The following is a 22,090-nucleotide window of genomic DNA, read 5'->3' on the forward strand; positions in this document are numbered from 1 at the left end:
GGTGATAGCAGCGTGTCAGAACCCTGTTTTCTCAGTAAATTTTGGGCATTGAGGAATCGTCCAAGTGTCTGTGACCCCAAAAGGAGTGGTCAGACCAGCGACCGAGGCTCGGATACGGGCTCTGAGCTCTGGATTTCAAGGCAAGGACTACACAGTATTGATTGCGTCCACCATCGCGATCAATTTGATCGTTCTAGCCATTCCGCTTTATATCAATCGGATTTACACCTCAGTGGTGCCGGAGCAGGCCGGCGACAGCCTCGCTGGCATCACCATTCTTCTGGCGGCCGTACTTGTGCTGGATGTGGTGTTGAAGGCTCTGCGTAGCTGGGTGCTGACCTGGCTCGGCGCATCCACTGAGCACCGTCTTCGAATGGAGGCGGTGCGTTCTGTGTTGGGGGCGTCTGCAGAGGACGTCGCGCAGCAACCCCTCCAGGCTCGAATGACCCAGCTGCGCAGCCCAACCACCCTTCGCAATCGTCTCGAGCAGCAGTGGTTGGTGCGCCGAGTGGATCTTCCCTTTTCTCTGGTGTATCTGATCGTTCTCGGCCTGATCGGTGGTTGGTTGATTCTGCCTCCAATCCTTCTGGCTCCCGTCTTTGTGTTGATGGCAAAGAGGGCAGCTAATGAAGCCGTGCAAAGTACCCGTCATCATCATGATCTTGAGGTGAATCGCAATCAGCTTGTTGTCAATGGATTGGCCCTGGCTTCTACGATCAAAACGCTCAATCTTGAAGGCTTTCTGATCAGGCGTTTGGAGCCGCTGCAGGAGCGACTGAGCCGTCGTTCTTTTGAGCAGGAATCTGCCACGGCCAAACTACAGAATCTATCGGCCTTGTTTTCTCAACTTAATCAGCTATTGATTGTGAGCATTGGTGGCTGGTTGGTGATTCAGCAGGATCTCACCACCGGAGCTCTTGCTGCTTGCACTCTTCTCAGTGGTCAGGTGTCGGCACCATTGGGCAAGCTCTTTTCAGCGGATGGTCAGCGTGCCAATCAACAGCAAGCGACATTCGATTATCAACAAGTGTTGGACTTATCCCAGGAAACTAACCTGTTGGCTGGTTGTGATCAGCGAACCAATGACGCTACTCTGCATCTTGCCGGTCAGGTGTTAAGGCCTGGCGAGACCGTCCTGTTACTTGGAGGATACCCTGGCCAATCCACATCGCTTCTCGATTCTATTCTGGCAGCGAACGATAATAATCCCTTTGAACTGAGTTTTGCTGACAGATCTTTGACTGCCTATCGTAAAACCTGGTTGCGTCGCCAGCTGGTGCGTCTCAAGTCTGAGCCCAAGCCTTTCCGTGGCACCTTGTTGGAGTCGATGACTGGTTTTGAAGTGAACACCCGGGCGTCCGATGCTCTTGCTCTATGTGAACGCCACGGTGTTGCCTCACTGATCAAAACATTGCCCAGGGGCTATGATACTACGATTGGTGAGATGCAGGATTACCCGCTTGCTGTGGGCTTGCGTTTTCGCATGAGTGTGATTCAGGCACTTCTAGACTCGCCATTTGCTTTGATTCTGGATGGCGCTTTCCCGCAGGTTGGCACTGATGCATTGCAATGGTTGCTAGGTCTTCAGATCGATTGCGCGCGCTTGATTGCATTGCAGAATCCTCCCACGCGCCTGCCTGAGTCATTCCGTCGACTGTCCTGGGAGGGTGATCGTCTTGTGGAGGTGTCGTCGTGATCACACGAGAGGAGTTGTTTCATCTATTCGCCAATAGTGAATCGTCAGCAGCCCGCATCTTGCCTGACCTTCTTGATGGTCTTGCCTGGATCGGTGAGCCTGTGCAATTGCGCAATGCGCTCAGCGGTAGCCCCTTGCATATGGATGGTGTCGACCTTCTGAACACCCTGGCGAATCTCGGCTATCGATGGGATGTCAGTCGTTTCCGCGGTTTATTGACACCCAGTCAACTGCCTCCATTGGATTTTCCTGTGTTGATCCGTGGGCAACGCTCGCAAGATTTCCTCCTGATCAAAGACGATCAACAGCTTCGCAATGCTCTGCCGCGTTTCCGCCGTCTGTTTGTTTATAGCTTTCGGTTTGAACCGCAAACCATCTCTGAGCAAAGACAATGGTTTCAGGCACAGGTCCTTCGTTTTCGCGGGAGTATTGCCGAGCTTTATGTGATGACATTGTTCATTACTCTCCTGGCATTGGTTCTTCCGTTTTATATCCGTGCTGTTTACAATCTGGAGATACCTGGCGGTCAGGTTCGCGATCTCTTTGGTTTGTTGCCATTTGCGGCCCTGGGGGTGACGTTGCAGATGTGGCTTACGCAGCGTCGCCAGGCCCGCCTGGCTGATCTCGGCGCAGAACTGGATATCACCATTTGTATTCGTGTGCTGGAGAAATTGATGCTTTTGCGTCTTCCTCAGCTCGAGCGCTACACCCCGCTCTCTTTGGCCAGTCGCCTCCGGGGATTTCAAGGTCTTCGCACCTACGTAACAGGCCCCCTAGCTCAGGCCTCGTTGGATTTACCTTTTATTGTCGTTTATCTGATTGCAATTGGTGTCATGAGTGTCCCCTTGATGGTGCTCACTCTTGTGATGGTGTTGGTCTGTTTTGGCGGTGTCTATGTTGTCGGGAAGGCTGCACGCGCTGTTCAGCAGCCCCTCAGTCGTAACCCATCCAATCTGGAACCATTGCTCCTCGATCTTCTGGATCATCACGGTCGCATTAAGCGGACTGGGATGGAGCGAATCTGGTATTCCAGAATTGAGCAGGCATCCAGTGAGGCGGCGATTCAAGGTCTTGCTCCTTTACGTCTGCAACAACTGTTATCGATTCTGACCGGCGAATTTGCACAACTTACAGGGGCACTTGTTCTGGCCACAGGAGCTGGACTGGCAATTGCAGGGGGCAGTGGAATTGAACTGGGCACCATGATTGCTGCCATGTTTTTTGTGTGGCGGGTCTTTCGTCCGATTCAAATGGGCTATCAGGCTTTGAGTCGTTGGACGCAGATTAAGCCAAGTTTGGATCAGCTCAATCGTTTGATGGCTGCAACCGATGTGGAGCCGAGCTCCTCCCTTACAGCGCGCTGGGTGCTGCCCATGCCTAGTGGTGCTGTGGAGCTCAGCAATGTCACCCTCCGTTTGAACTCTTTGCAGGATCCTGCGCTCACTCAGGTGAATCTCAGCATTGAGGCTGGCAAGTTGGTTGTGTTGAGTGGACCAGAAGGCTCTGGCACATCCACGCTGCTTCGGGTGATCGATTCTCAAATTCAGCCTGGTAGTGGTGTTGTTCGCTTTGACGGTGCTGATTCCCGGCAGTTTCCTCTGACACAGCTTCGTGAAGCGATCGACTTCTTACCTGAGCAGCCAGGACTTTTCAGTGCCACACTGCGAGAAAATATGCTGATCGTCGACCCCTTCATCGCCGACTCTGCAATTGAAGAAGCCCTCCTGGCAATGGGCCTGAGTGAACTGCTTGAGGCTCGCGGTTTGGATCGACTTGTTAGTGGACAGGGTGCGCATGCCCTGCCGTCTCATCAGGCACAGGCGATTGCAATCGCACGTTTGTTCCTGAGCCCTCAGGCGATCCTCTTAATGGATCATCCATTCCGGCATTTAGATATCAATGGAAGTCGTTCATTGCTGAATCTACTCAAGCAACGGAAAGGCAAGGGAACCACTCTTGTTGTCTCGGATGAACCTCAGCTTCTTGAGATTGCCGATCAGTTGGTTTTGATGAAGGCTGGCACTGTCAGCTTCTCTGGTACCCCTCAGGAGCTATTGGAAGCCCAGAAGAAAGCAGCGATGCAACAAGCTGCGTTGGCCGCGTTGGGAGGTTCTCCACCGTCCGAATAAATAGTCGCTTTCAAATCCCACATTCCCCTTTTTGTAATGTCTCTTTCCTCACCCAATTCCACCAGTTCTGGCAAGTTGAATCCGCCTGATCCACCTGATGCCCAGGAGCTTTCGCTTTGGCAGATGCGGGCCGACGAGGCTGACAGAGCTTTCGGTCACGGTCGCCGAGCCGAGGCTTTATCCCTCGAGGCCGGCCAGGTTCCCCCTAACCTCAGCCGTTGGCTTCTCGGTAGCACGGCCATCCTGGCGGGTTCCATCGTCGTGTCTGCCCTTGTTCCGATTCAGGATTATGTGATTGCATCCGGAGAAATTGAACCTGCAGGTGATATTCAGAAGGTGCAGCATCTTGAGGGTGGCATAATTCGTGCCCAGCTTGTTGAGGAGGGGGAGCGGGTTCGCAGGGGTGAAGTCCTTCTTCAGCTCAATGAGGGGGAAATCGGTTCACAAGAGCAACAGACAGCGACTCGAATTACCAACCTCACGCTAGAACAGCGTGAACTGCGTAAGGCTCTCGGGGAGGAGGCGATCAACAGCACGCAACGGACACCCGCGAAGCCGTCTGCTGAAGTGGAGAAGGCTTTTGCAGATCTTCTGAATCAAAAGTCACAGGATATTCAGCGTCAGATCAAGATTGCTGACCAGCGTCTCGCCACACTCAAGGCCAAGCGTAAGGAGTATCTCGACGAAGTTGCTTTGCTTAAGCAACAAACTAAGGCTTATGAGGCTTTAGATAAGGCCGGTGCTATTGCTCATAATGATGTTTTGGAGGCGGAACGTCGTATTGCATCCACAGAAACGCTTCTGGCAGAGCTTGATGGCACGATTCAGGAGACTGAAACTCAGCGCTTTGAGCTGCGAGCAAAGCTACGCACAGACATTCTTGAGCAGTTGGCCGATGTCACCAGTGAAAAAGCCGAACTACAGAGTGTTCTTGGCCAGCAGTTGGATGAATTAGAGCGATTACAGGTTCGATCACCCGTTGATGGGATTGTGAAAAGCTATGTCGTCAAGACAGTTGGCGGAGTGATTGCGCCTGGCTCTGTTGTCGCTGAGGTGGTTCCCGTGGGCGACGATCTGGAGGGTTTCTTGAGAGTTAAACCAGCTGACATCGGTAATGTGTCGGTTGGTCAGCGGGTGGAGCTGAAGGTTCAGGCCTATGACTACAGCCGCTATGGAACGATCTCCGGGAAGGTGAAGTCGATTTCGGCTGGAACATTCCAGGATGAAAAAACTGGCCAACCCTATTATAAAGTAAGAGCTGTTCTTGATCGCGATTACGCTGGCAAGGTAAAGGGCAAGAACCTTCTAGTTCCTGGTATGACTCTGACGGCAGATATCCTGACGGATCGTACGAATCTATTGATGTACCTCTTGGGGCCGATTAGGCGCGGCTTTGGTGATGCGTTCCGGGAAGAGGGTGGCTAATTGCCGCTATCGCTAGTCGTCGTCGTTGTAGTTGGCTCAGCAGTCAACTTCTGCGGTGTTGCTCCGGCACTTTCTTCATGATGGCTCCAATTCCGGAAGCATCTTGTCCTTGGTGAGATTGTCACTATCCACCAGTGTGCCTGTTTTCATGTTCCGGGTTGACCACCTGTCTTCCTCTCCAAAGGAGAACTGAATGCTCAAGATCCTGGTTGCGTTCTCATGCGGCTTCGCAGTGGCCTGCTTTATCGGCTTACAAGCCTGCCCCTCGTTCCTTGATGGGGGTGGCATCCTCAGGGAGCCCTTTGCTTTGATCCCGCTGGGTGCCCTGAGCACTCTCATCACCCTTTCAGGTGGCGGAGTGCTCGTGTTCAAAAGGATTCGGCGCCAAACCTCTCATCAACCATGAGCCATTGCAGCGCCCTGGTCGCAGCCGTATCGCGTCTCCTTAGGCATTCACACGTTGAGTGATCCCGGCCAACGCCAGCTACAGCGCTCCAGGGTTGTTTGTGCTTGCACCTGGGTGGCCCCCATCTCCCGTTCCAGGTGCAGATGACGGCAGTGGGGCTGTTCGGCCAGGGCATTGATCAGCGCCGAAGCATGGGCGATCACCCACACCTGCGTGCGTTCGGCTGCTGCCTGAATCAGCCGAGCCAAGGGTGCCAGGAGCTCTGGGTGCAGGCTGCTTTCCGGTTCGTTCAACACCAATAGGGGTGGCAGCCGCGGGCTGAAGAGTGCCACGGTCAGGAGGAGATAGCGCAGGGTTCCATCGGAGAGTTCTGCTGCCTCCAGCGGTCGCAGTAGTCCTGGCTGATGCACATTCAGTCGAAACAGTCCACCATCGTTCTGCACGCTGAGGTGGCATCCCGGAAAGGCATCATTCATTGCCTGTTGCAGGCCGTTGCCATCCCCATTTTCAAGGATGGTCTGCACCGCGGCCGGTAAATCACTGCCATCGCCGCTGAGGGCAAAGCAACGGGTTCCCACCCGCGGCTGCCGGTCCGGTGCACCGGGATCGGTGCGGAAGCTGTCGTAAAAGCGCCAACTGAGGATCTGCTCACGCAGCAGCATCACCTCCGGTTGCGGCTCTGGATCAAATCCGCGCTGAAAGATCGATTGGTCGGGATCAGGCTGGGCGCCTGAACTGCTGAGCACCGCCCGGGGGTGAAAGCTCTCGCCCGCCCAGATCCATTCCCCTTTGAGCTGGGGGTCAAGGGCAAAGGCGCTCTGGCGTTCCTGTGGGTAGCCCAGTTCCACGGCATAGGAAAAGGGCTCGGCCGCAAACCCCAGGCGTAGCCGCACCGCCTGCTGGCGCGGCCCTCCTTGAACAGGCTGCGCGCCTTCGCGCATTGCCCGGCTGAGGCGCTCCGGACCGGCCCACATCACTGCTGGCAGGCCTCCCTCCTGGGCCAACGCTCCCACCATCGTTCCTCGCGCTGCGGCTGTGAGTAAGCGCAGGGCTCGGTAGAGGTTCGATTTGCCACTGCCGTTGGCGCCGGTCACCAGCGTGAGCTGGCCGAAGGGCACCACGACGTTCTGCAGGGAGCGATAGCCGCTCACGGCGAGGCGGTGAATCATCGCGTTGGTTCGGCCTGCACTCTCATCTTTCCCTTCTGCTCACACGTTGTCCTCTGGCTTGAGGATCGATTTCACAAATATCAGAATGCTTTCGGCGATTGTTCGCGCCTGGCCGGAATCTTTGGCGTCAAACCGATCGACTGGAGCTTCGTCGTCTTGGGGATACCGGGTTTCGCTGCTCATTCTGCTGAGAGACTTGACATGCAGTTCTTTCAGAGCGTTGCTGTTGACTCCCTGTTGCTCCAGTGCGTTGATGAGTCGATCGAGAGAATGACTGTATGGCGGTAAGACGCCAAGAGAAATCAGGGCGCCTTTGAGTGCCTTCTCTGCGGCCTGGCTGTAGTGATAACAGGCCTGGCTGTGAAATCCTTTCGCCTCAGTGAGCTGGCCCACGGCGAGATCGCTGTTTGCTTGTCGCAGCCAGGCTTGAACGCGTGTCGTCATCCCTTCGCTAAGCACAGGGCATCTCGGCTGATTGCTTGCCAATAGGGATCCTGGCTGCAGCGAAGCCGCTCCCATTCCGTTGTTGACAGGGCCAGAACATCGTCGGCTACTTGATGGCTGAACACCGCATCAGCCAGGGTCTCGGCATCTTCGGAGGTGGCGGCAATGGCGAGCATGTCGACATCGGAGTAAGCATCCCAATCTCCTCTTGCCAGTGAGCCAAACAGCCAGAGGCTGCCCCCGGGACAACCAACGACCAGTCGTTCAGCTGAGTCCCGCAGATCCGCAAGACGCCGTTGAAGTTTGCGCTCGCGGATCTCCGCCACAGTGTTGGAGTTGCTTGGAGGGGATGCCATGGCCAAAGCTTAAGCAGCTTGTTGCGCTCCAGCTGAAGCAACAAAAAACCCCCGCCTTGCGGCGAGGGTTGGGGCAATCTCGACTGATCGAGCTGATCAGTCGAGGTCGGGCATGGCCAGGGTGGGCTCGGCCTGACGGTCGATGCCTTTTTCAAAGCCAGCAGCAGCAGCGCGGGCGCGGCCGGCATGCCAGAGGTGACCCACCAGGAAGAAGAAGGCGAGCACGAACTGGGTCGCAGCCAGCCACTGGCGGATGTTCACGAAGTTCACCGAGTTGGGTTCGGTGATGATGCCGCCCACGGAGTTGATCGACGCGTTGGGCGCGTGGGTCATGTACTCAGCAGCGCGACGCACCTGCCAGGGCTGGATGTCGTTCTGAAGCTTGTCGAGGCTCAGACCGTTGGGCCCACGCAGGGGCTCCAGCCAAGGACCACGGAAGTCCCAGAAGCGCATGGTTTCACCACCGAAGATGATCTCGCCGGTGGGGGAGCGCATCAGGTACTTACCCAGACCGGTGGGACCCATGGCGGAACCAATGTTGGCGCCGAGGCGTTGGTCACGCACCAGGAAAGTGAAGCTCTGGGCCTGGGAGGCTTCGGCGTTGGTGGGGCCGTAGAACTCCGAGGGGTAGGCGGTGTTGTTGAACCAGATGTAAGCCGAGGCGATGAAGCTCATGAAGCTCAGGGCGCCGAGGCTGTAGCTCAGGTAGGCCTCACCGTTCCAGATGAAGGCGCGTCGCACCCAGCCGAAGGGCTTGGTGATCACGTGCCAGATGCCACCGAAGATCAGGGTCAGACCCAGCCAGATATGGCCACCGATGATGTCTTCCATCGAGTTCACACCGATGATCCAGCCCTCGCCACCGAAGGGGGCGCGGAACAGATAACCGAAGATCACACCGGGATCCAGGGTGGGGTTGGTGATTAGACGCACGTCACCACCGCCGGGGGCCCAGGTGTCGTAGACGCCACCGAAGAACATCGCTTTGAACACCAGCAGCAGCGCACCGACCCCAAGCAGGATCAGGTGGTAGCCAATGATGTTGGTCATCTGGTTCTTATCGCGCCAGTCCTGGGAGAAGAAGGTGGAGTAGTTCTCCAGAATTTCAGGACCGCGCAGGGCGTGGTAAAGACCGCCTAGGCCGAGCACGGCGGAACTGATCAGGTGCAGCACACCCACCACGAAGAAGGGGTAGAGATCGGTGACCTCACCGCCGGGGCCTACGCCATAACCCAGGGTGGCGACGTGGGGGAACAGGATCAGACCCTGTTCATACATGGGCTTGTCGAAGGTGAAGTGGCTCACCTCGAACAGCATCATGGCGCCGGCCCAGAACACCATCAGGCCTGCGTGAGCCACGTGGGCACCGAGCAGACGGCCGGACAGGTTGATCAGACGGGCATTGCCAGCCCACCAGGCATAGCCGGTGGAGTCGAGGTCTTTGCCGCCAGTGGCGACAAGACCAGCATCAAAGGGCGTTTCCACGGGGCAGAACCTCTTCAGGGAAGACGAAGTTTTCGTGCGGCTGGTCAGCCGGTGCCATCCAGGCACGCAGACCTTCATTCAGAAGGATGTTCTTGGTGTAGAAGGTCTCGAATTCGGGATCTTCTGCAGCGCGGATTTCCTGTGACACGAAGTCGTAGGCGCGCAGGTTGAGGGCCAGGCCGATGATGCCGATGGAGCTGGTCCACAGGCCCATCACAGGCACGAACAGCATGAAGAAGTGCAGCCAGCGCTTGTTGGAAAAGGCGATCCCGAAGATCTGGCTCCAGAAGCGGTTGGCGGTGACCATCGAATAGGTCTCTTCTTCCTGGGTGGGCTCGAACGCCTTGAAGGTGTTCGACTGTTCACCGTCCTCAAACAAGGTGTTTTCCACGGTGGCGCCGTGGATAGCGCAGAGCAGAGCACCGCCAAGGATGCCGGCCACGCCCATCATGTGGAAGGGGTTCAGGGTCCAGTTGTGGAAGCCCTGCAGGAAGAGCAGGAAGCGGAAGATCGCTGCCACACCGAAGCTGGGCGCGAAGAACCAGCTGCTCTGGCCGAGGGGGTACATCAGGAAGACGCTGACGAACACCGCAATCGGACCGGAGAAGGCGATGGCGTTGTAAGGACGGATGCCAACGAGACGGGCGATCTCGAACTGACGCAGCATGAAGCCGATCAGGGCGAAGGCACCGTGCAGAGCCACGAAGGCCCAGAGGCCGCCGAGCTGACACCAGCGCACGAAGTCACCCTGGGCCTCAGGGCCCCAGAGCAGCAACAGGCTGTGGCCCATCGCATCAGCGGGGGTGGACACCGCAGCGGTGAGGAAGTTGCAACCTTCCAGGTACGAGGAGGCGATGCCGTGGGTGTACCAGGAGGTGACGAAGGTGGTGCCGGTGAGCCAACCACCGATGGCCAGATAGGCCGTGGGGAAGAGGAGAATGCCGGACCAGCCGACAAAAACGAAGCGGTCGCGCTTGAGCCAGTCATCGAGGACGTCGAACCATCCCCGCTGTGGCGCGCGTCCTACAGCGATCGTCATGAGGGTGAACGGTGCGGAAATCCGCAGGCTGTGGGATACCCGGCGACCTTAACAATCTCAACGCAGTGTGTGAGGCCGAGATCCAGCAGCTGAAATCCGTTGTATTGAAACGCTTCTCCGGCCGCTCGGAGGTCACAATGGTCGCTTCCTCAGGGCTCCAATGGCGGCCGATCTGCTCGAACAACCGGTGGTGGGATCCCGCCGCCTCTCCAATGTGCTGGTGGCGCTGATGGTCAGCATCGGCGGTATCGGCTTTCTGTTTGCCTCGCTCTCCAGCTACCTGGGTCGCGATCTTCTGCCCCTGGGCCACCCCGCCGGCCTGGTGTTCGTACCTCAGGGCCTTGTGATGGGCCTCTACAGCATCGCTGCGGCCCTGCTGGCCACCTACCTCTGGGCGGTGATTGCCATTGACGTGGGCGCCGGCACCAACCGTTTCGATAAAGCCGCCGGTGTGGTCACGATCTCCCGGCGTGGCTTCCGCAGGCCGATCAGCGTGGAGATTCCCCTCAAAGATGTGAAGGCGGTGAAGGTGGAGGTGCGCGATGGCTTCAATACGCGCCGGCGGGTGTCCTTACGTGTACAGGGGCGTCGCGACATGCCGCTGACCCGTGTGGGCGAGCCCCTGCCCCTGGCCCAGCTGGAACAGGATGGGGCTGAACTGGCCCGTTTCCTCGGCGTCAATCTCGAAGGTCTCTGAGCGATGAAGCGTCCCTCCTGGATCACCTCGGCCCTGAGCCTGTTGCTGTGTCTGCCGTTGCTGGTGAGCTGTGCCCGCTCCACCACCGCTTCGGTTCCAGCCGGTTGCGCCCAGGCGAGCAGCCCCTGCCTCACCGGAAAGGCCACGGTGCAGATGACCACCAATCGCGGTGCCATCACGCTGGAGATCAACGGCGATGCCGCCCCGGTCACCGCTGGCAACTTCGTGGATCTGGTGAAGCGCGGCGTTTACAACGGCACCGTGTTTCACCGGGTGGTGCGCGAGCCCGTTCCCTTCGTGGTGCAGGGCGGCGATCCCGCTTCTAGCGATCCCAAGACCCCCAAAAACAGCTACGGCACCGGCAGCTTTGTGGATCCCGCTACGGGGCAGGCCCGCTTCATTCCGCTGGAGGTGAAATTCCGTGGTGAGGATCAACCCCGCTACAGTCGCGTCAGCACCAATCCCAGCGATCTGCTGCAGATCGAGCTCGCCCATGAGCGGGGCTCTCTGGCGATGGCACGCTCCCAGGCACCCGATTCCGCCAGCGCCCAGTTCTATATCGCCCTCCGGCCCTTGCCGGAGCTCGATGGCCGCTACGCCGTGTTCGGGCGAGTGACCAAGGGCATGGAAGTCGTGGATGCAATCCAGCAAGACGACAAAATCATCAAAGCCGAACTGCTCAAGCCCTGATCGGTCCAGGCGATCACGTCAGGCGGGCACCCGGTTGCCGCTGATGGCTGCCTTCAAGAGTTCCGTGTTCACACCGGAAGCCCGCTCCAGGGCCACCTTCCCCGTGCGGGCGATCTCGAGAATGCCGTAGGGGGCCATCAGCCGTTCCAAGGCCACCAGTTTGCCCGGATCGCCCACCACTTCCAGGGTGAGGGCTTCATCGGCCACGTCCACCACCTTGGCGCGAAACACCTGCACCAGATCGAAGATGGCGCTGCGCTGCTCCGCCGGCGCGGCCACCTTCAGCAGCATCAGTTCCCTCTCCACTGCGGGAATCTGCGAGAGATCGAGCACCTGCAGCACGTTCACCAGCTTGTCGAGCTGATGGGTCATCTGTTGCAGGGTGTGGTCATCGCCGTCCACCACCATCGTCAGCCGGGATCGCCCATCGGATTCCGCCGGCCCCACGGCCAGGCTGTCGATGTTGAAGCCCCGGCGGGCGAACAGGCCGGCGATGCGGCTGAGGGCGCCGGATTCGTCTTCCACCAGCACGGACAGGGTGTGCTTCATGCCCCTCGAACAGGTCCCATAGGAGTGTTGATGGCATCCAAACTACGGTCCAGCCAGGCCAGCACCGTGGCGTGGAACGCCTCGGGCCGTTCATCGTGGGGGCAGTGGCCGCTCTCTTCCACCACCGCCAGCTCGAGCCAGGGATGCTGGCGTTGCAAACGTTCTCCAATCATGTAGGGAACGAAGCGATCCTGCCGGCCCCAGAGCAGCAGCAGGGGCGTTGCCTGATCCTGAACGGCGAGTTGTTCCAGCAGGGCCGGTGCGGTGGCGCCGCGCGGGCGCAAGGCCATGCCGATGCTCATCGCCCTCAGGGCGCGGGCGGCACTCCTGCGTCGCGCCGGTCGGGCGATCAGGTGCTGCAGCTCCCGGTCGTGACGGATCGAACGTCGGTAGGCACCCTGCAGGCCTAGCCGCAACAGCCCGGTGCGGCTGATCACGGGCAGGAGCAGTTCCAGGGGCAAGAGACGCATCGCCAGCACCACCAGCGGCCGGCGAAGCCGCCGCCAGCGCCTGGGGCGCCGCAGGGGCAGCGGTTGGATCAGGGCTGGATCGGGGAGCGGCGCCGCCGCCACCGCCGCCACCAGGTCGGGCCGAAGCACGGCAGCGGTAAGGGCGGTGAGCCCACCGAGTGAATGCCCCACCAACACCGCCGGCTCCCTCGCCGGCACGTCCACCACCTGCTCGAGGAAGGCGTTCACCTGGCGGCCCCAGAGACGGTTGTCGAGCGGGCGCTGCCGCCGATGCCCGGGTTGGTCGGAGCGGCCGAACCCGATCAGATCGAGGCTGTAGACCCGAAAGCCGGCGGCGGCGAGGGGAGCGGCGTTGTGGCGCCAGTGGTCGCTGCTCGCTCCGAAACCGTGCAACAGCACCAGCGGTCGCCCCTGCTCCGGGCCAAGGGCGCGCCAGTGGCATCGCAAACCCTGCCAGTGCCAATCGCCGCCGTCGCCCCAGTCCGCCCCTGTCTTGAGACCGGCGGATGCAGCCGTCGGAGCAATCTGGTGAATGGTTGCCTCCACAGCCCCTGGGCCAGGTTCCCTCTCACTATCGCGAAGGCGCTGCGGACCTGAGCCTTGGGCCGGGGTTCTTTCGGCCCGAGTCGCGCCCTGCCCGTGATTGTTCGGTGTTGCTCGCGGCCTGGCAGCGGCGACAGGCCCCCGAGCGCTCCCTCCGCTGGCTCGATCTGATGGCCGGCTGTGGCATCCGTGCCCTGCGTTGGGGGTTGGAGGCCGCGTCTACCAGTCCAGGGCCTCTCGAACTCTGGGTCAATGACGCCGATGACGCTCGCAGGGCGCTTCTGCGCGCCAACCTCGCCCGCCTGCACGGCGGCGAAGGGAGCCCGGAGTCGTTGCTTGTGGAGCAACGCTCGCTGCCGGCGGAGGTGTTGTTGCGCCAGGCCTATCTCGAGCAGCGTTATTTCGATCTGATCGATCTTGATGCCTTCGGCTGCCCCAACGGCTTGTTGCAGGCCACCCTCCAGGTGCTGGCCTTCGAGGGGATCCTGTTGCTGGCCAGCACCGATGGCCGCTCCCCCACGGGCCACGACCGATCGGCGGCGGTGCGGCGATTCGGCGCAGCGGCCCGCGCCCATCCCGCCAGCTGGGAGATCGCCCTGCGGTTGCAGCTGGCGGCCCTGGCCCGGGAGGCTTGGTTGATGGGTCGTGGTCTCGAGCCGCTCTTGTCCTTCAGCGACGGTCGCACCTTCCGGTTGGCGGTGCGCTTGCGCCAGCGTCTCGCTGCCGGGGAGGAGTGTCAGCTCGGTCTGCTCGCCCGCTGCGAGGCCTGCGGTGCCCAGGCGAGTCAGTCGATGCTCCGCTTGCAGGGCTGGCCGGCCTGTGCCTGCCCAGCCGGTGCTGGGCGCTGGGCGGTGAGTGGTCCGCTCTGGCTGGGACCGCTCCAGCAGCCCGCCTTGCTGTTGGCGTTGCCGCAGCTGGGTGCGGGGATGCAGGGCGGCGTGGCGCCGGCCAGCGCGCGGCTGCTGGCGCGCCTGGCCGCTGATCCAGGCTCGCCTTTGCTCTGTTGGTCGACGGCGGAACTGGCTCGCCGCTTGCGGCTGAACGGCCCTCCGGCGGTGGCGGCCGTGGTGGAGGCGTTGCGCGCGCAGGGCCATCAAGCCCTGGCCAGTGGGGTGATGGCGGGCCAGCTGCGCACGGATGCCCCCTACGCCCTGTTGTTGCAAACCTGCCGCCATTTGGGGCGTGAGGATCGTTAAATGGTGGCTGTCATCACTGCCCCACCATGGCCTCGGAGATTTTTGGGACTGCTGCAATCTTCTGGGTGCTGATCCCCGTGGGCCTGGCCGGCGGCGCCCTGCTCCTCAAGCTGCAGAAAGACTGAGTGCCGCGCGGGGGAGGTGGCCGCTTTAGGCTCCTGCCTTGCAATGACGGACCCAATGCAGGTTCTGGTGGTTGGAGGAACCGGCACGCTCGGTCGGCAGATTGCCAGCCGAGCCCTTGAGGCTGGCCATCAGGTGCGCTGCATGGTGCGGACACCCCGAAAGGCTGCGTTTCTGCAGGAGTGGGGTTGCGAACTCACCCGGGGTGATCTTCTCGAACCCGCAAGTCTCGATTACGCCCTGGATGGGGTCGACGCGGTCATTGATGCTGCCACCAGTCGTCCGAATGATCCCCGCAGCGTCTACGAGACCGACTGGGACGGCAAGCTGAACCTGTTTCGCGCCTGCGAAACGGCCGGAGTGAAACGGATCGTGTTTCTCTCGCTGCTCCTGGCGGATCAGTACCGCCAGGTGCCGCTGATGGAGATCAAATCCTGCACGGAGCAGTTGCTACGGGACTCGGATTTCGACTACACGATCCTTCAGGGTGCGGCCTTCATGCAGGGGGTGATCGGCCAGTTCGCCATTCCGGTGCTTGAGAGCCAGACCGTGTGGGTGAGTGGCAGCCCCACGGCGATCGCCTACATGAATACGCAGGACATGGCGCGGTTTGCAGTGGCGGCCCTGGAGCGTGACGAGACCATACGGGGCAGCTATCCGGTGGTGGGTCCGAAGGCCTGGAACACCGGCGAGGTGGTGCAGCTCTGCGAGCAGGCCTGCGGCAAATCAGCGCGGGTGTTCCGCGTGCCGCCGGCTCTGCTGGAGCTGATGCGTGGCATTTGCAATTTCTTTGAGCCCGCCGTCAACGTGGCGGAACGCCTCGCCTTCGCGGAAGTCACCGGCGGTGGGGCCCGCCTCGATGCGCCGATGGAAGCCAGCTACGAGGCGTTCGGTCTCGATCCCGCGGAGACCACCACGCTCGAGTCGTATCTCAACGAGTACTACACCACGATTCTCAAGCGTCTGCGCGACATGGAGAAAGACCTCGATAAGGATGCCAAGAAGAAACTGCCCTTCTGAACGCCGCAGACTCGGTGTCGCGCCCTCACACAAGGTAATAGTCGGTTTGTACTAGCGATGCGATAAGGTTGCGTCGGTCTGCCCTTGAGTCCATGTCTGTCGCGCAAGTCAAGAATCTCCAGCGTCGGCTCGACAATCTCGCTGCTGAAGCGGAGCGTGAACTCAGCCGCGCCTGCGGTCATGAGCTCTGGCGCAGCCTTGGCTTCGACGCGTTCGACGGTCTTGAGGATGGCGACCGACGCGCCACCGCGAACTACTACTACGGCCAATGGCAGACCGTTCAGGAGCTGCAGCAAGCTCTGGGCTGACGATCGCCAGAATGGTCGGATTCACTGAACTCACCATGGCGTCCTGCTGCGGCCCTGCGGGCCTTGATCAGACCGATGCGGTGCAGCAGCGGTATGGCGCTGCTGCAGCTGAGCGGGAAGCCTGTCTCTGCACCCCTGTGGCCTTTGATGCCGCCCTGCTCGAGGTGATCCCGGCTGAGGTGGTGGAGCGCGATTATGGCTGTGGTGATCCCACCCGCTGGGTGCAGTCGGGTGACACCGTGCTTGATCTGGGCAGCGGCAGCGGCAAGAACGCCTTCATCTGTGCTCAGGTGGTGGGGGCCGGCGGCCGGGTGCTCGGGGTGGATCGCAACGCCGAGATGCTCGCCCTCTCCCGTGCGGCAGCTCCCGTGGTGGCCCAGCGGATCGGTGTGGCCAATGTGGAGTTTCTGGAGGGTGCGATCGAGGCTCTCGACGCCTCCACAGCGAACGGGCAGCCCCTGGTGGCGGATGCCAGCGTTGATCTGGTGCTCAGCAACTGCGTGCTCAACCTGGTGAACCCCTCCGCCCGTGAGCGGTTGCTGGCCAACATCCGGCGTGTGTTGCGCCCCGGCGGTCGGGTGGCGATCAGCGACATCGTCTGCGATCGGCCCGTGCCCCTCGCCCTGCAGCAGGACCCAGATCTGTGGAGTGGCTGCATCAGCGGCGCCTGGCAGGAGCAGGCCTTCCTCGCTGATTTCGAGGCGCTCGGTTTTGAGGACGTGCACTACGCCGATCGCTCCAGCGAGCCCTGGCGCGTGGTGGAGGGCATCGAGTTCCGCGCTGTCACGCTCGTCGGCGTTGTGCCGGCCGGCTGAGCAGGGCCTGGAGGCGGAGCCGTTCCTCAGTGCTCACGGGCCGCCAGGCGCCGGGCGCCAAGCCGTTCAGGTTCAAGGGCAGCCCCCCATCCATCAGATCAATGGCGCTTCGGATCAGGCGCAGGGTGGGCAGCCCAACGGCGGCAGTCATGCGACGCACCTGGCGGTTACGCCCCTCCCGCAGGCTCAATTCGAGCCAGTCGGTGGGGATGGAGCGCCGTTCACGGATCGGTGGCACTCGATCCGGCCAATGCTGGATCTGGTCGTGGCGGAGGCGTTGTGCCCGAGCCGGCAGGGTCTGGCGCCCCTGCACCAGCACGCCGTCGCGCAGCTGCTGCAGTTGCTTGTCGGTCGCGGTGCCCTCCACCTGCACCCAGTAGGTGCGCCAGTGGCCGAAGCGGGGATCGGTGAGGCGCTGCTGGAGCCGCCCTTCAGCGGTGAGCAGCAGCAATCCCTCACTGTCTGCATCGAGGCGCCCGGCGGCATACACCTGGGTTACGGGCACCAGATCTGCCAGGCAGCGCCAACGGCTGCCCGGTTCAGGGGTGAACTGGCTGAGCACGCCGTAGGGCTTGTGCAGCAGCAGGGTCGACTCAGCCGTGGCCACCGAAGCAGAGCAGCAGCGCCTCACCCCAGCTGGAGGCACCGTTGAGGTGGTCGTCGTGCACGTGCTTCATTTTTTCGGCCTGCATTTTCATCAGCGTGGCCTGGGTGAACTCATGGCCCTTTTCGCTGGCCAGATCCACCACGTGCTTGGGGCTTTGGGCTTGGCGCACCTGTTCGCGGACCTGCGAATCGGATTGCACCAGGGAAGCGAAGGCGACCAGAGCGGATTCAGACACGATGACGAAAACTCGTTGCGCCGAGATTAGGTGGAGCTCTGACGTGCCCGCCAGAGATTCACCACCCCGATCGAAATCAGCAACAAGCCGAGGTCGAGGCTGAGGGGAGGAAGAATCATGGCGACGTCGATCGGGGCGTTGACCCTAAGCGCAATCCGGCGGCGAAGGGCTGCAGGCGGCCTTCTAAACTGACTCCAACCTTGCGTTGTGGCACTGCCGGATGATCGAGACTTCGGGTGTGATTGAAAAAGAACAGGGCAACGGGTTTTACCTCGTCACCCTCGAGCAGCCCGCCGGTCACCAGTGCCTCTGCCGTGCCGCCGGCAAGCTCACCAAGTTCCGCATCAAACTCCTCGCCGGCGACAAGGTGCTGGTGGAGATCAGTCCTTACGACCTCACCCGCGGCCGCATCACCTACCGCGAGCGCAATGCCGGTGCTCCGGGAGGTCGCCCCGGTGGCAACCGACCCGGGGGTCCGCGTCGTCGCTGAGGCGGGCCTCAGACAGGCGCCCCCAGCAGAGCTTCGATCGCAGAGCGGAACTCGCTGCGCTGCTTCACGCCGCGCCACTGTTGCTTCAGTTCCTTCCCGAAGAACAGTTGCACGGTGGGGGTGCCATTCACCCCAGCCTGCTGGGCGATCTCCTGATCGGCTTCGATGTCGATCTCCACGCCCTGAGCCCGGCCGTCCAGCTCATCCAGCACACGCTTCAATTGCGGTTTGAGCACGTGGCAGGGGCCACAGCTGGGGGAGGTGTACACCACGAGCAGGGGTTTGCTGCTGTCGTGATAGAGCTTGCGCAGGGCATAACTGCCCTTCTGCCAGAGCGCGTCCGAGTCGTAGGTCATTTCGGTGGTGGTTTCGCTGGCCTGGGGCGTGGCGGCCTGGGCCGGCTCCACGCTGTCGCGGCTCACCAGGCTCGCCAGGTTGTGATGGCTGAGCCAGCGTTCCGCCGCTAGGGCTGCCTGGCAGCCGCTGCCGGCCGCGGTGATGCCCTGGCGCCATTCCGCATCGGCCACATCGCCGGCGGCATACACGCCCTCCACCGAGGTTTCCGGTCGGCCCGGCTGGGTCACCAGATAGCCCTTGGCATCGCAGCTGAGCTGGCCTTGCACCAACTCGGTGTTCGGCGTGTGGCCAATGGCATAGAAGAGGCCGCGCACCGGCAGTTGTCGCTCGTCGCCGCTTTCCCGGTGGCGCAGCCGCAGTGAGGCCAGCCAGTCATCGCCTTCAGCGTCAGCCACCTCGGTGTGCCAGTGCACGGTGATCTGAGGGTTGGCCTGCACCCGATCGGCCATCGCCGCACTGGCACGCAACTGGCCGGAGCGCACGAGCAGATGCACGTGGCTGCCGTATTTGGTGAGATACACCGCTTCTTCGCAGGCGGAATCACCACCGCCCACCACCGCCAGCTCCTCGTTGCGGAACTGGGGAGTGGCGCCATCGCAGATGGCGCAGGCACTGATGCCCTTGCTCCAGAAGCGCTCCTCCTGGGGCAGACCGAGACGGTTAGCGCTGGCGCCGGTGGCGAGAATCACGGCCTGGGCCTGGATGCTGCGGCCGTCGGCTTTGATGCGGAAGGGTCTGCTGCTCAGATCGATCGCATCGGCATCGGCCTCGAGCAGGCGGGTGCCCCAGCGTTCAGCCTGGGCCTTCATCAAATCCATCAGGTCGGGGCCTAGCACCCCGTCGGGGAATCCCGGGAAGTTCTCCACATGGGTGGTGGTCATCAGCTGACCGCCAGGGATACCGCCCCGTTGAAACCCAGTGATCAGCAGGGGGCTGAGATTGGCGCGAGCGGCATAGATCGCCGCGGTGTAGCCGGCGGGCCCCGAACCGATGATCACCAGATTTTCGATGTCGGGAGCGGTGGTGCCGGAGGTGGGGCCAATCTCAGCAGCCATGGCTAAAGCGGAGCGGTTATGAGTTAACTCTAAACCTGGCCTTTGTTCCTTGGCGAGTCAGCCTCAGTGCCAGAGCGATCGCGAGGACGGGGTGACACGACGAGGTGGTGGGCTTAATCTTCTCTTCAGATTTGCAGAGGGTCTTCGGAGTCTTCGCTGAGGCGCGGACGTTTGCTCGGGCCGCGACTCACCATCAACACCGCCTCCTCCAGGAGCTCGGGATGGTCGCCGATGCAGGTGATCCATTCCCGGAATTCTTGGGTGATCGCATAGCTGTCTTCATAGCGCTCAGCGCTGTCGAGAACAGCGATCCGGGTCGTGGCCCAGCATGTGGCGACGCTGACGCGGCGTTCCATTGCTGCATCCATGATCTGCTCCCAGATGGTGACCAGGCTGATGGTTGAAGGGGACCGAACAGGCCTGCATTCGCAGAACGTCGCATTTTTCTCTGCAGAAAGGTGTCGTCAACGCTGCAAAAAGCTGGGAAGTTCGGGAGTGCGCATGCGGATCACGGCCCCGGCTCCATCGTTCACAGCTTCGAGAGGGAGGCTCGGACCGCGCCAGCTGGTGCCTACCCCTTCGTCTGCCGCTCGATCCGGGGCCTGGGTGCGGATCCGGTAAGGCTCGGAGCAGGCCCAGCTGCGGGCGTAGCCCATCAGCAGCGGGTCCGCTGGAGCAAAGATGAAGGAGGGATCCCTGGGGATCGCTTCCGTCGCCGCCCGCTCGCCGCTCATGCGCACGGCCCGGGTGATCCCCTGAATGAAGCGGCTTCGCGTCACCACGGTGGTGAGATACGCCACAACCCGCAGGCGGGGCGCGTCGAACCCTTCGGCGCACATGTCGATGCTGACGAGCCAATCGGCCGTGCCCTTCTCAAACGCGCTCAGGCGCTGCGAGGCCTCCGGATCCTGGGAATGCACCAGATCGACCCGATCGCCCTCCTCGACCAGCAAACGGCTGATGCTGCTGGCGTGGTCGATGTCGCGGGCGATCACCAGCCCAGCCGCCCGGGGGTGGTGTTCGCGCACTTTCGCCAGTTGCCGCCTGGCCCGCAGCAGCAGTTGCAGAGCGATGCTGCTGGAGTCGGAGAGGCGGATGGCCCGCCGCAGGTTGCGGGCCCGCCAGCTCTCCCGTTGTTCGGCGGAGAGCGGCGAAACATCACGATCAGGGAGGCCCTCGCGGCTGTGTTCCACCCAGCCATCCTGAAAACGGAACTCGAGGGGACGCACATCTCCGGCGGCGATCAGCTCTCGTGGCTCCACGCAGAGATCGGGGCTGATCTGGTCCACCAGTTCGCCACCGTTGTCCACGCGCACGCGTCGCGCGGCGCAGAAGGCGAGGTTGTCGGCACGGAACGGGGTGCCGGTGAGGCCGAGCCTCAGGCGACAGTGTTGGCTGAGATCGAGAAAGGTGCGTCCCCAGATCGGCCCATCCGCTTCCTCCGGATCCACCCCCAGATGGTGGGCTTCATCGGCGATCGCCAGCAGTCCCTCCGGGCACCAGTGCGCCAGCGCCTCAAATAAGCTCAGCCGTTGCCGCCCGGCTCCCTGGTAAGTCACCAGCCAGCCATCGGCCTGGCGATGGTCTCCATCCGGAGTCCACTCCACCAGCTCCAGACCCACCCGACTGGCGGAACTGCGCCACTGCTGCAGGATCGAGGTGCGATGGCAAAACACCATGAAGTGCTGCAGTCGCCCTTCGGCCTGCATGCTGCGGAAGCTCAACAGCGCCCCCAGGGTCTTGCCGGCTCCCGGCCCGGCATGCACGAGCACATCGCGGCCGGCCGTGCTGGCGGGATCAAGGCGCCGCCGCAGCAACTGAATCAGCTGTTGCTGCCAGAGCCGCGGCCGGATGTCCGCACCACCGCTGAGCTGAAACGAGGTTGAGGTGATCGGCCCGCCCCGGAAGATAGGTCTTTCTAACCATTCCATTCCCCTCGGGCATCCTTACCGTCCGGCCAACAGCGATCGGGTTTCGCCCGCCCCAGTTATGGCCAGCCGTCGTTCCTCCTCGCATTCCAGCCACAACCAGCGTCAGTGCCTCGACCGCTGCTGGAGCCAGGAGTGCGATATCGACCCGCTGATCCTGAGGGCCCGCCTGCTCCGCCACCAGGGACTGCAGAGCCAGGCCCGGGCGGTGGAGCAGGAAGTACGCCCCCTGTTCTGATCCGATCGCTGCTGATCAGATCGCTTCGGTGTGGTTGGTGAGCAGCCGTTCCACCTCCTGCAGCCCTTCGTAGGCCGCCAGGTGGGCTTGCTGGGCATTGCCCTGGGCTTCACCGAGTAAGCGGCTGGTCAGGCGTTCCAGCAGCTCCTCCTGGCGTTCCTCCAGCATCACCAGCAGTTCGGTTTCGATCAGATCACGCACAGCGGAGCGGCGCAGGTGCTGATCGCTGGCCTCATCAAAGGTGCCCTGCACCAGTTCCTGAATGAACAGGCGATGCACTTCACTGCTGCGTAGGAAGCTCTCGGTGGCATTGATGATGCCGTCCACCAGGGTGCGATCCGGTTCTGATTCCTGATCAGCGAGTTTGAACTCCCAGTCGAGGTGGCGCCGCTGCCAGCCTGCGGCATGAAGGCTGGGCATCACCGTTTGGGAGAAGGTGTCCACCGACATCTCATAGATGCGCTCCGCCAGGCGCTCACACCACTCCCGGCCGTGCTCCTGCAGCACCTCCTGCATGGCGTGGCGTTCCACGGCGTGGCCGCCGTGGTGGCTGTGGCAAACGCCGTCAGGACATTCAATCGCCGTGAGGCCCATGGGGAGATCGTGACTGGAACCTCTGC

Annotated in this window: 26 protein-coding genes; 13 read left to right on the top strand and 13 right to left on the bottom strand. The window is 61.5% G+C overall.

Features of this window, described 5'->3' with window-relative positions; all coding sequences use genetic code 11:
• The first annotated feature begins 64 nt into the window (after window positions 1-64).
• The 4 genes from SynWH8101_RS04000 to SynWH8101_RS14595 all read left to right on the top strand — a co-directional run bounded on the left by SynWH8101_RS04000 (window position 65) and on the right by SynWH8101_RS14595 (window position 5,656).
• Window positions 65-1,696, top strand: a complete 1,632-nt coding sequence (locus tag SynWH8101_RS04000) for an ABC transporter transmembrane domain-containing protein (RefSeq protein ID WP_165380915.1) — start codon at window positions 65-67, stop codon at window positions 1,694-1,696.
• A complete protein-coding gene (locus tag SynWH8101_RS04005; RefSeq protein ID WP_130128664.1) occupies window positions 1,693-3,825 on the top strand; it encodes an ATP-binding cassette domain-containing protein in 2,133 nt (710 codons plus the stop codon). Before SynWH8101_RS04000 ends, SynWH8101_RS04005 begins: the two co-directional genes overlap by 4 nt.
• A 36-nt stretch (window positions 3,826-3,861) precedes the next feature.
• Complete coding sequence (locus SynWH8101_RS04010; RefSeq protein WP_130128665.1) at window positions 3,862-5,250, top strand: HlyD family type I secretion periplasmic adaptor subunit; 1,389 nt, start codon at window positions 3,862-3,864, stop codon at window positions 5,248-5,250.
• Between the two features lie 193 nt (window positions 5,251-5,443).
• Window positions 5,444-5,656 carry a DUF3955 domain-containing protein gene (locus SynWH8101_RS14595; RefSeq protein ID WP_130128666.1) on the top strand — a complete coding sequence of 71 codons (213 nt, stop codon included), beginning with the start codon at window positions 5,444-5,446 and terminating at the stop codon, window positions 5,654-5,656.
• A 47-nt stretch (window positions 5,657-5,703) separates the two neighbouring features.
• Here SynWH8101_RS14595 and SynWH8101_RS04020 read toward each other — a convergent pair whose 3' ends face one another.
• The 5 genes from SynWH8101_RS04020 to psbD form a co-directional block, all read right to left on the bottom strand.
• Window positions 5,704-6,825 (bottom strand): AAA family ATPase, encoded by a 1,122-nt coding sequence (locus tag SynWH8101_RS04020; RefSeq protein ID WP_130128667.1) that lies wholly within the window; start codon window positions 6,823-6,825, stop codon window positions 5,704-5,706.
• Window positions 6,826-6,864: 39 nt separating this feature from the next.
• A complete protein-coding gene (locus SynWH8101_RS04025; protein WP_130130330.1) occupies window positions 6,865-7,269 on the bottom strand; it encodes a HEPN domain-containing protein in 405 nt (134 codons plus the stop codon).
• Complete coding sequence (locus tag SynWH8101_RS04030) at window positions 7,266-7,625, bottom strand: nucleotidyltransferase domain-containing protein (RefSeq protein ID WP_130128668.1); 360 nt, start codon at window positions 7,623-7,625, stop codon at window positions 7,266-7,268. Before SynWH8101_RS04030 ends, SynWH8101_RS04025 begins: the two co-directional genes overlap by 4 nt.
• 96 nt (window positions 7,626-7,721) lie before the next feature.
• Complete coding sequence (gene psbC, locus SynWH8101_RS04035; protein WP_007100315.1) at window positions 7,722-9,110, bottom strand: photosystem II reaction center protein CP43; 1,389 nt, start codon at window positions 9,108-9,110, stop codon at window positions 7,722-7,724.
• Complete coding sequence (gene psbD / locus SynWH8101_RS04040) at window positions 9,094-10,149, bottom strand: photosystem II D2 protein (photosystem q(a) protein) (protein ID WP_007100314.1); 1,056 nt, start codon at window positions 10,147-10,149, stop codon at window positions 9,094-9,096. The genes psbC and psbD overlap by 17 nt, the downstream gene beginning before the upstream one ends.
• A gap of 160 nt (window positions 10,150-10,309) precedes the next feature.
• Between psbD and SynWH8101_RS04045 the strand changes: the two genes are divergently transcribed.
• A complete protein-coding gene (locus tag SynWH8101_RS04045) occupies window positions 10,310-10,846 on the top strand; it encodes a photosystem I assembly protein Ycf4 (RefSeq protein ID WP_130128669.1) in 537 nt (178 codons plus the stop codon).
• 3 nt (window positions 10,847-10,849) lie between these two features.
• On the top strand, window positions 10,850-11,536 hold the full coding sequence (locus SynWH8101_RS04050) for a peptidylprolyl isomerase (protein WP_130128670.1): 687 nt from the start codon (window positions 10,850-10,852) through the stop codon (window positions 11,534-11,536).
• An 18-nt stretch (window positions 11,537-11,554) separates the two neighbouring features.
• Here the strand turns inward: SynWH8101_RS04050 and ilvN are convergent, their stop codons facing one another.
• Both ilvN and SynWH8101_RS04060 read right to left on the bottom strand, forming a co-directional pair.
• The gene (gene ilvN / locus SynWH8101_RS04055) at window positions 11,555-12,085 is read right to left on the bottom strand and encodes an acetolactate synthase small subunit (RefSeq protein ID WP_130128671.1); all 531 of its coding nucleotides are present in this window, start codon (window positions 12,083-12,085) and stop codon (window positions 11,555-11,557) included.
• The gene (locus SynWH8101_RS04060) at window positions 12,082-13,101 is read right to left on the bottom strand and encodes an alpha/beta fold hydrolase (protein WP_130128672.1); all 1,020 of its coding nucleotides are present in this window, start codon (window positions 13,099-13,101) and stop codon (window positions 12,082-12,084) included. The genes ilvN and SynWH8101_RS04060 overlap by 4 nt, the downstream gene beginning before the upstream one ends.
• On the opposite strand from SynWH8101_RS04060, the gene SynWH8101_RS04065 reads away from it, so the two are divergent.
• The 5 genes from SynWH8101_RS04065 (at window position 13,092) to SynWH8101_RS04085 (ending at window position 16,560) form a co-directional block, all read left to right on the top strand.
• Window positions 13,092-14,294, top strand: a complete 1,203-nt coding sequence (locus tag SynWH8101_RS04065; protein ID WP_254428041.1) for a N2,N2-dimethylguanosine tRNA methyltransferase — start codon at window positions 13,092-13,094, stop codon at window positions 14,292-14,294. The genes SynWH8101_RS04060 and SynWH8101_RS04065 overlap by 10 nt on opposite strands.
• A gap of 26 nt (window positions 14,295-14,320) precedes the next feature.
• Window positions 14,321-14,419, top strand: coding sequence for a cytochrome b6-f complex subunit PetM (gene petM, locus SynWH8101_RS04070; RefSeq protein ID WP_007100308.1), 99 nt, complete (start codon window positions 14,321-14,323; stop codon window positions 14,417-14,419).
• A 55-nt stretch (window positions 14,420-14,474) separates the two neighbouring features.
• Complete coding sequence (locus tag SynWH8101_RS04075) at window positions 14,475-15,437, top strand: NAD(P)H-binding protein (RefSeq protein WP_130128673.1); 963 nt, start codon at window positions 14,475-14,477, stop codon at window positions 15,435-15,437.
• A 92-nt stretch (window positions 15,438-15,529) separates the two neighbouring features.
• Window positions 15,530-15,745: a hypothetical protein gene (locus SynWH8101_RS04080; protein WP_007100306.1), complete on the top strand. Its 216-nt coding sequence runs from the start codon at window positions 15,530-15,532 to the stop codon at window positions 15,743-15,745.
• Between the two features lie 11 nt (window positions 15,746-15,756).
• Window positions 15,757-16,560, top strand: coding sequence for a methyltransferase domain-containing protein (locus SynWH8101_RS04085; RefSeq protein WP_370587012.1), 804 nt, complete (start codon window positions 15,757-15,759; stop codon window positions 16,558-16,560).
• Here the strand turns inward: SynWH8101_RS04085 and SynWH8101_RS04090 are convergent.
• Together SynWH8101_RS04090 and SynWH8101_RS04095 are read right to left on the bottom strand one after the other, a co-directional pair.
• Window positions 16,529-17,167: a pseudouridine synthase gene (locus SynWH8101_RS04090; protein WP_130128674.1), complete on the bottom strand. Its 639-nt coding sequence runs from the start codon at window positions 17,165-17,167 to the stop codon at window positions 16,529-16,531. The two genes, SynWH8101_RS04085 and SynWH8101_RS04090, sit on opposite strands and share 32 nt — an antisense overlap.
• Window positions 17,154-17,402, bottom strand: coding sequence for a Nif11-like leader peptide family natural product precursor (locus tag SynWH8101_RS04095; protein WP_130128675.1), 249 nt, complete (start codon window positions 17,400-17,402; stop codon window positions 17,154-17,156). The genes SynWH8101_RS04090 and SynWH8101_RS04095 overlap by 14 nt, the downstream gene beginning before the upstream one ends.
• A 220-nt stretch (window positions 17,403-17,622) precedes the next feature.
• Here SynWH8101_RS04095 and infA point away from each other — a divergent pair, with 220 nt between their 5' ends.
• Window positions 17,623-17,892: a translation initiation factor IF-1 gene (gene infA / locus SynWH8101_RS04100; RefSeq protein WP_006041809.1), complete on the top strand. Its 270-nt coding sequence runs from the start codon at window positions 17,623-17,625 to the stop codon at window positions 17,890-17,892.
• Window positions 17,893-17,900: 8 nt separating this feature from the next.
• Here infA and trxB read toward each other — a convergent pair whose 3' ends face one another.
• The 3 genes from trxB to SynWH8101_RS04115 all read right to left on the bottom strand — a co-directional run bounded on the left by trxB (window position 17,901) and on the right by SynWH8101_RS04115 (window position 21,235).
• Window positions 17,901-19,304: a thioredoxin-disulfide reductase gene (gene trxB / locus SynWH8101_RS04105; RefSeq protein ID WP_130128676.1), complete on the bottom strand. Its 1,404-nt coding sequence runs from the start codon at window positions 19,302-19,304 to the stop codon at window positions 17,901-17,903.
• A 125-nt stretch (window positions 19,305-19,429) separates the two neighbouring features.
• A complete protein-coding gene (locus tag SynWH8101_RS04110; RefSeq protein ID WP_130128677.1) occupies window positions 19,430-19,672 on the bottom strand; it encodes a hypothetical protein in 243 nt (80 codons plus the stop codon).
• 96 nt (window positions 19,673-19,768) lie between these two features.
• Complete coding sequence (locus SynWH8101_RS04115; RefSeq protein WP_254428042.1) at window positions 19,769-21,235, bottom strand: DEAD/DEAH box helicase; 1,467 nt, start codon at window positions 21,233-21,235, stop codon at window positions 19,769-19,771.
• A gap of 58 nt (window positions 21,236-21,293) precedes the next feature.
• On the opposite strand from SynWH8101_RS04115, the gene SynWH8101_RS14010 reads away from it, so the two are divergent.
• A complete protein-coding gene (locus SynWH8101_RS14010) occupies window positions 21,294-21,470 on the top strand; it encodes a hypothetical protein (protein ID WP_165380916.1) in 177 nt (58 codons plus the stop codon).
• A 15-nt stretch (window positions 21,471-21,485) separates the two neighbouring features.
• On the opposite strand, the gene SynWH8101_RS04120 is transcribed toward SynWH8101_RS14010, so the two are convergent.
• The gene (locus SynWH8101_RS04120) at window positions 21,486-22,064 is read right to left on the bottom strand and encodes an EF-1 guanine nucleotide exchange domain-containing protein (RefSeq protein ID WP_130128678.1); all 579 of its coding nucleotides are present in this window, start codon (window positions 22,062-22,064) and stop codon (window positions 21,486-21,488) included.
• Between the last annotated feature and the right edge of the window lie 26 nt (window positions 22,065-22,090).

The sequence above is a fragment of the Synechococcus sp. WH 8101 genome (assembly GCF_004209775.1).
In the GTDB taxonomy this organism is placed as follows: Bacteria; Cyanobacteriota; Cyanobacteriia; order PCC-6307; family Cyanobiaceae; genus Synechococcus_C.

Coding starts and splice junctions, on each gene's coding strand:
- SynWH8101_RS04110 (WP_130128677.1), bottom strand. CDS start 19,672: ATGGATGCAGCAATGGAACGCCGCGTCAGCGTCGCCACATGCTGGGCC.
- SynWH8101_RS04030 (WP_130128668.1), bottom strand. CDS start 7,625: ATGGCATCCCCTCCAAGCAACTCCAACACTGTGGCGGAGATCCGCGAG.
- petM (WP_007100308.1), top strand. CDS start 14,321: ATGGCCTCGGAGATTTTTGGGACTGCTGCAATCTTCTGGGTGCTGATC.
- SynWH8101_RS04045 (WP_130128669.1), top strand. CDS start 10,310: ATGGCGGCCGATCTGCTCGAACAACCGGTGGTGGGATCCCGCCGCCTC.
- SynWH8101_RS04120 (WP_130128678.1), bottom strand. CDS start 22,064: ATGGGCCTCACGGCGATTGAATGTCCTGACGGCGTTTGCCACAGCCAC.
- ilvN (WP_130128671.1), bottom strand. CDS start 12,085: ATGAAGCACACCCTGTCCGTGCTGGTGGAAGACGAATCCGGCGCCCTC.
- SynWH8101_RS04050 (WP_130128670.1), top strand. CDS start 10,850: ATGAAGCGTCCCTCCTGGATCACCTCGGCCCTGAGCCTGTTGCTGTGT.
- infA (WP_006041809.1), top strand. CDS start 17,623: ATGATCGAGACTTCGGGTGTGATTGAAAAAGAACAGGGCAACGGGTTT.
- psbD (WP_007100314.1), bottom strand. CDS start 10,149: ATGACGATCGCTGTAGGACGCGCGCCACAGCGGGGATGGTTCGACGTC.
- SynWH8101_RS04085 (WP_370587012.1), top strand. CDS start 15,757: ATGGTCGGATTCACTGAACTCACCATGGCGTCCTGCTGCGGCCCTGCG.
- SynWH8101_RS04020 (WP_130128667.1), bottom strand. CDS start 6,825: ATGATTCACCGCCTCGCCGTGAGCGGCTATCGCTCCCTGCAGAACGTC.
- SynWH8101_RS14595 (WP_130128666.1), top strand. CDS start 5,444: ATGCTCAAGATCCTGGTTGCGTTCTCATGCGGCTTCGCAGTGGCCTGC.
- SynWH8101_RS04025 (WP_130130330.1), bottom strand. CDS start 7,269: ATGACGACACGCGTTCAAGCCTGGCTGCGACAAGCAAACAGCGATCTC.
- SynWH8101_RS14010 (WP_165380916.1), top strand. CDS start 21,294: ATGGCCAGCCGTCGTTCCTCCTCGCATTCCAGCCACAACCAGCGTCAG.
- SynWH8101_RS04080 (WP_007100306.1), top strand. CDS start 15,530: ATGTCTGTCGCGCAAGTCAAGAATCTCCAGCGTCGGCTCGACAATCTC.
- SynWH8101_RS04115 (WP_254428042.1), bottom strand. CDS start 21,235: ATGGAATGGTTAGAAAGACCTATCTTCCGGGGCGGGCCGATCACCTCA.
- SynWH8101_RS04075 (WP_130128673.1), top strand. CDS start 14,475: ATGCAGGTTCTGGTGGTTGGAGGAACCGGCACGCTCGGTCGGCAGATT.
- trxB (WP_130128676.1), bottom strand. CDS start 19,304: ATGGCTGCTGAGATTGGCCCCACCTCCGGCACCACCGCTCCCGACATC.
- SynWH8101_RS04010 (WP_130128665.1), top strand. CDS start 3,862: ATGTCTCTTTCCTCACCCAATTCCACCAGTTCTGGCAAGTTGAATCCG.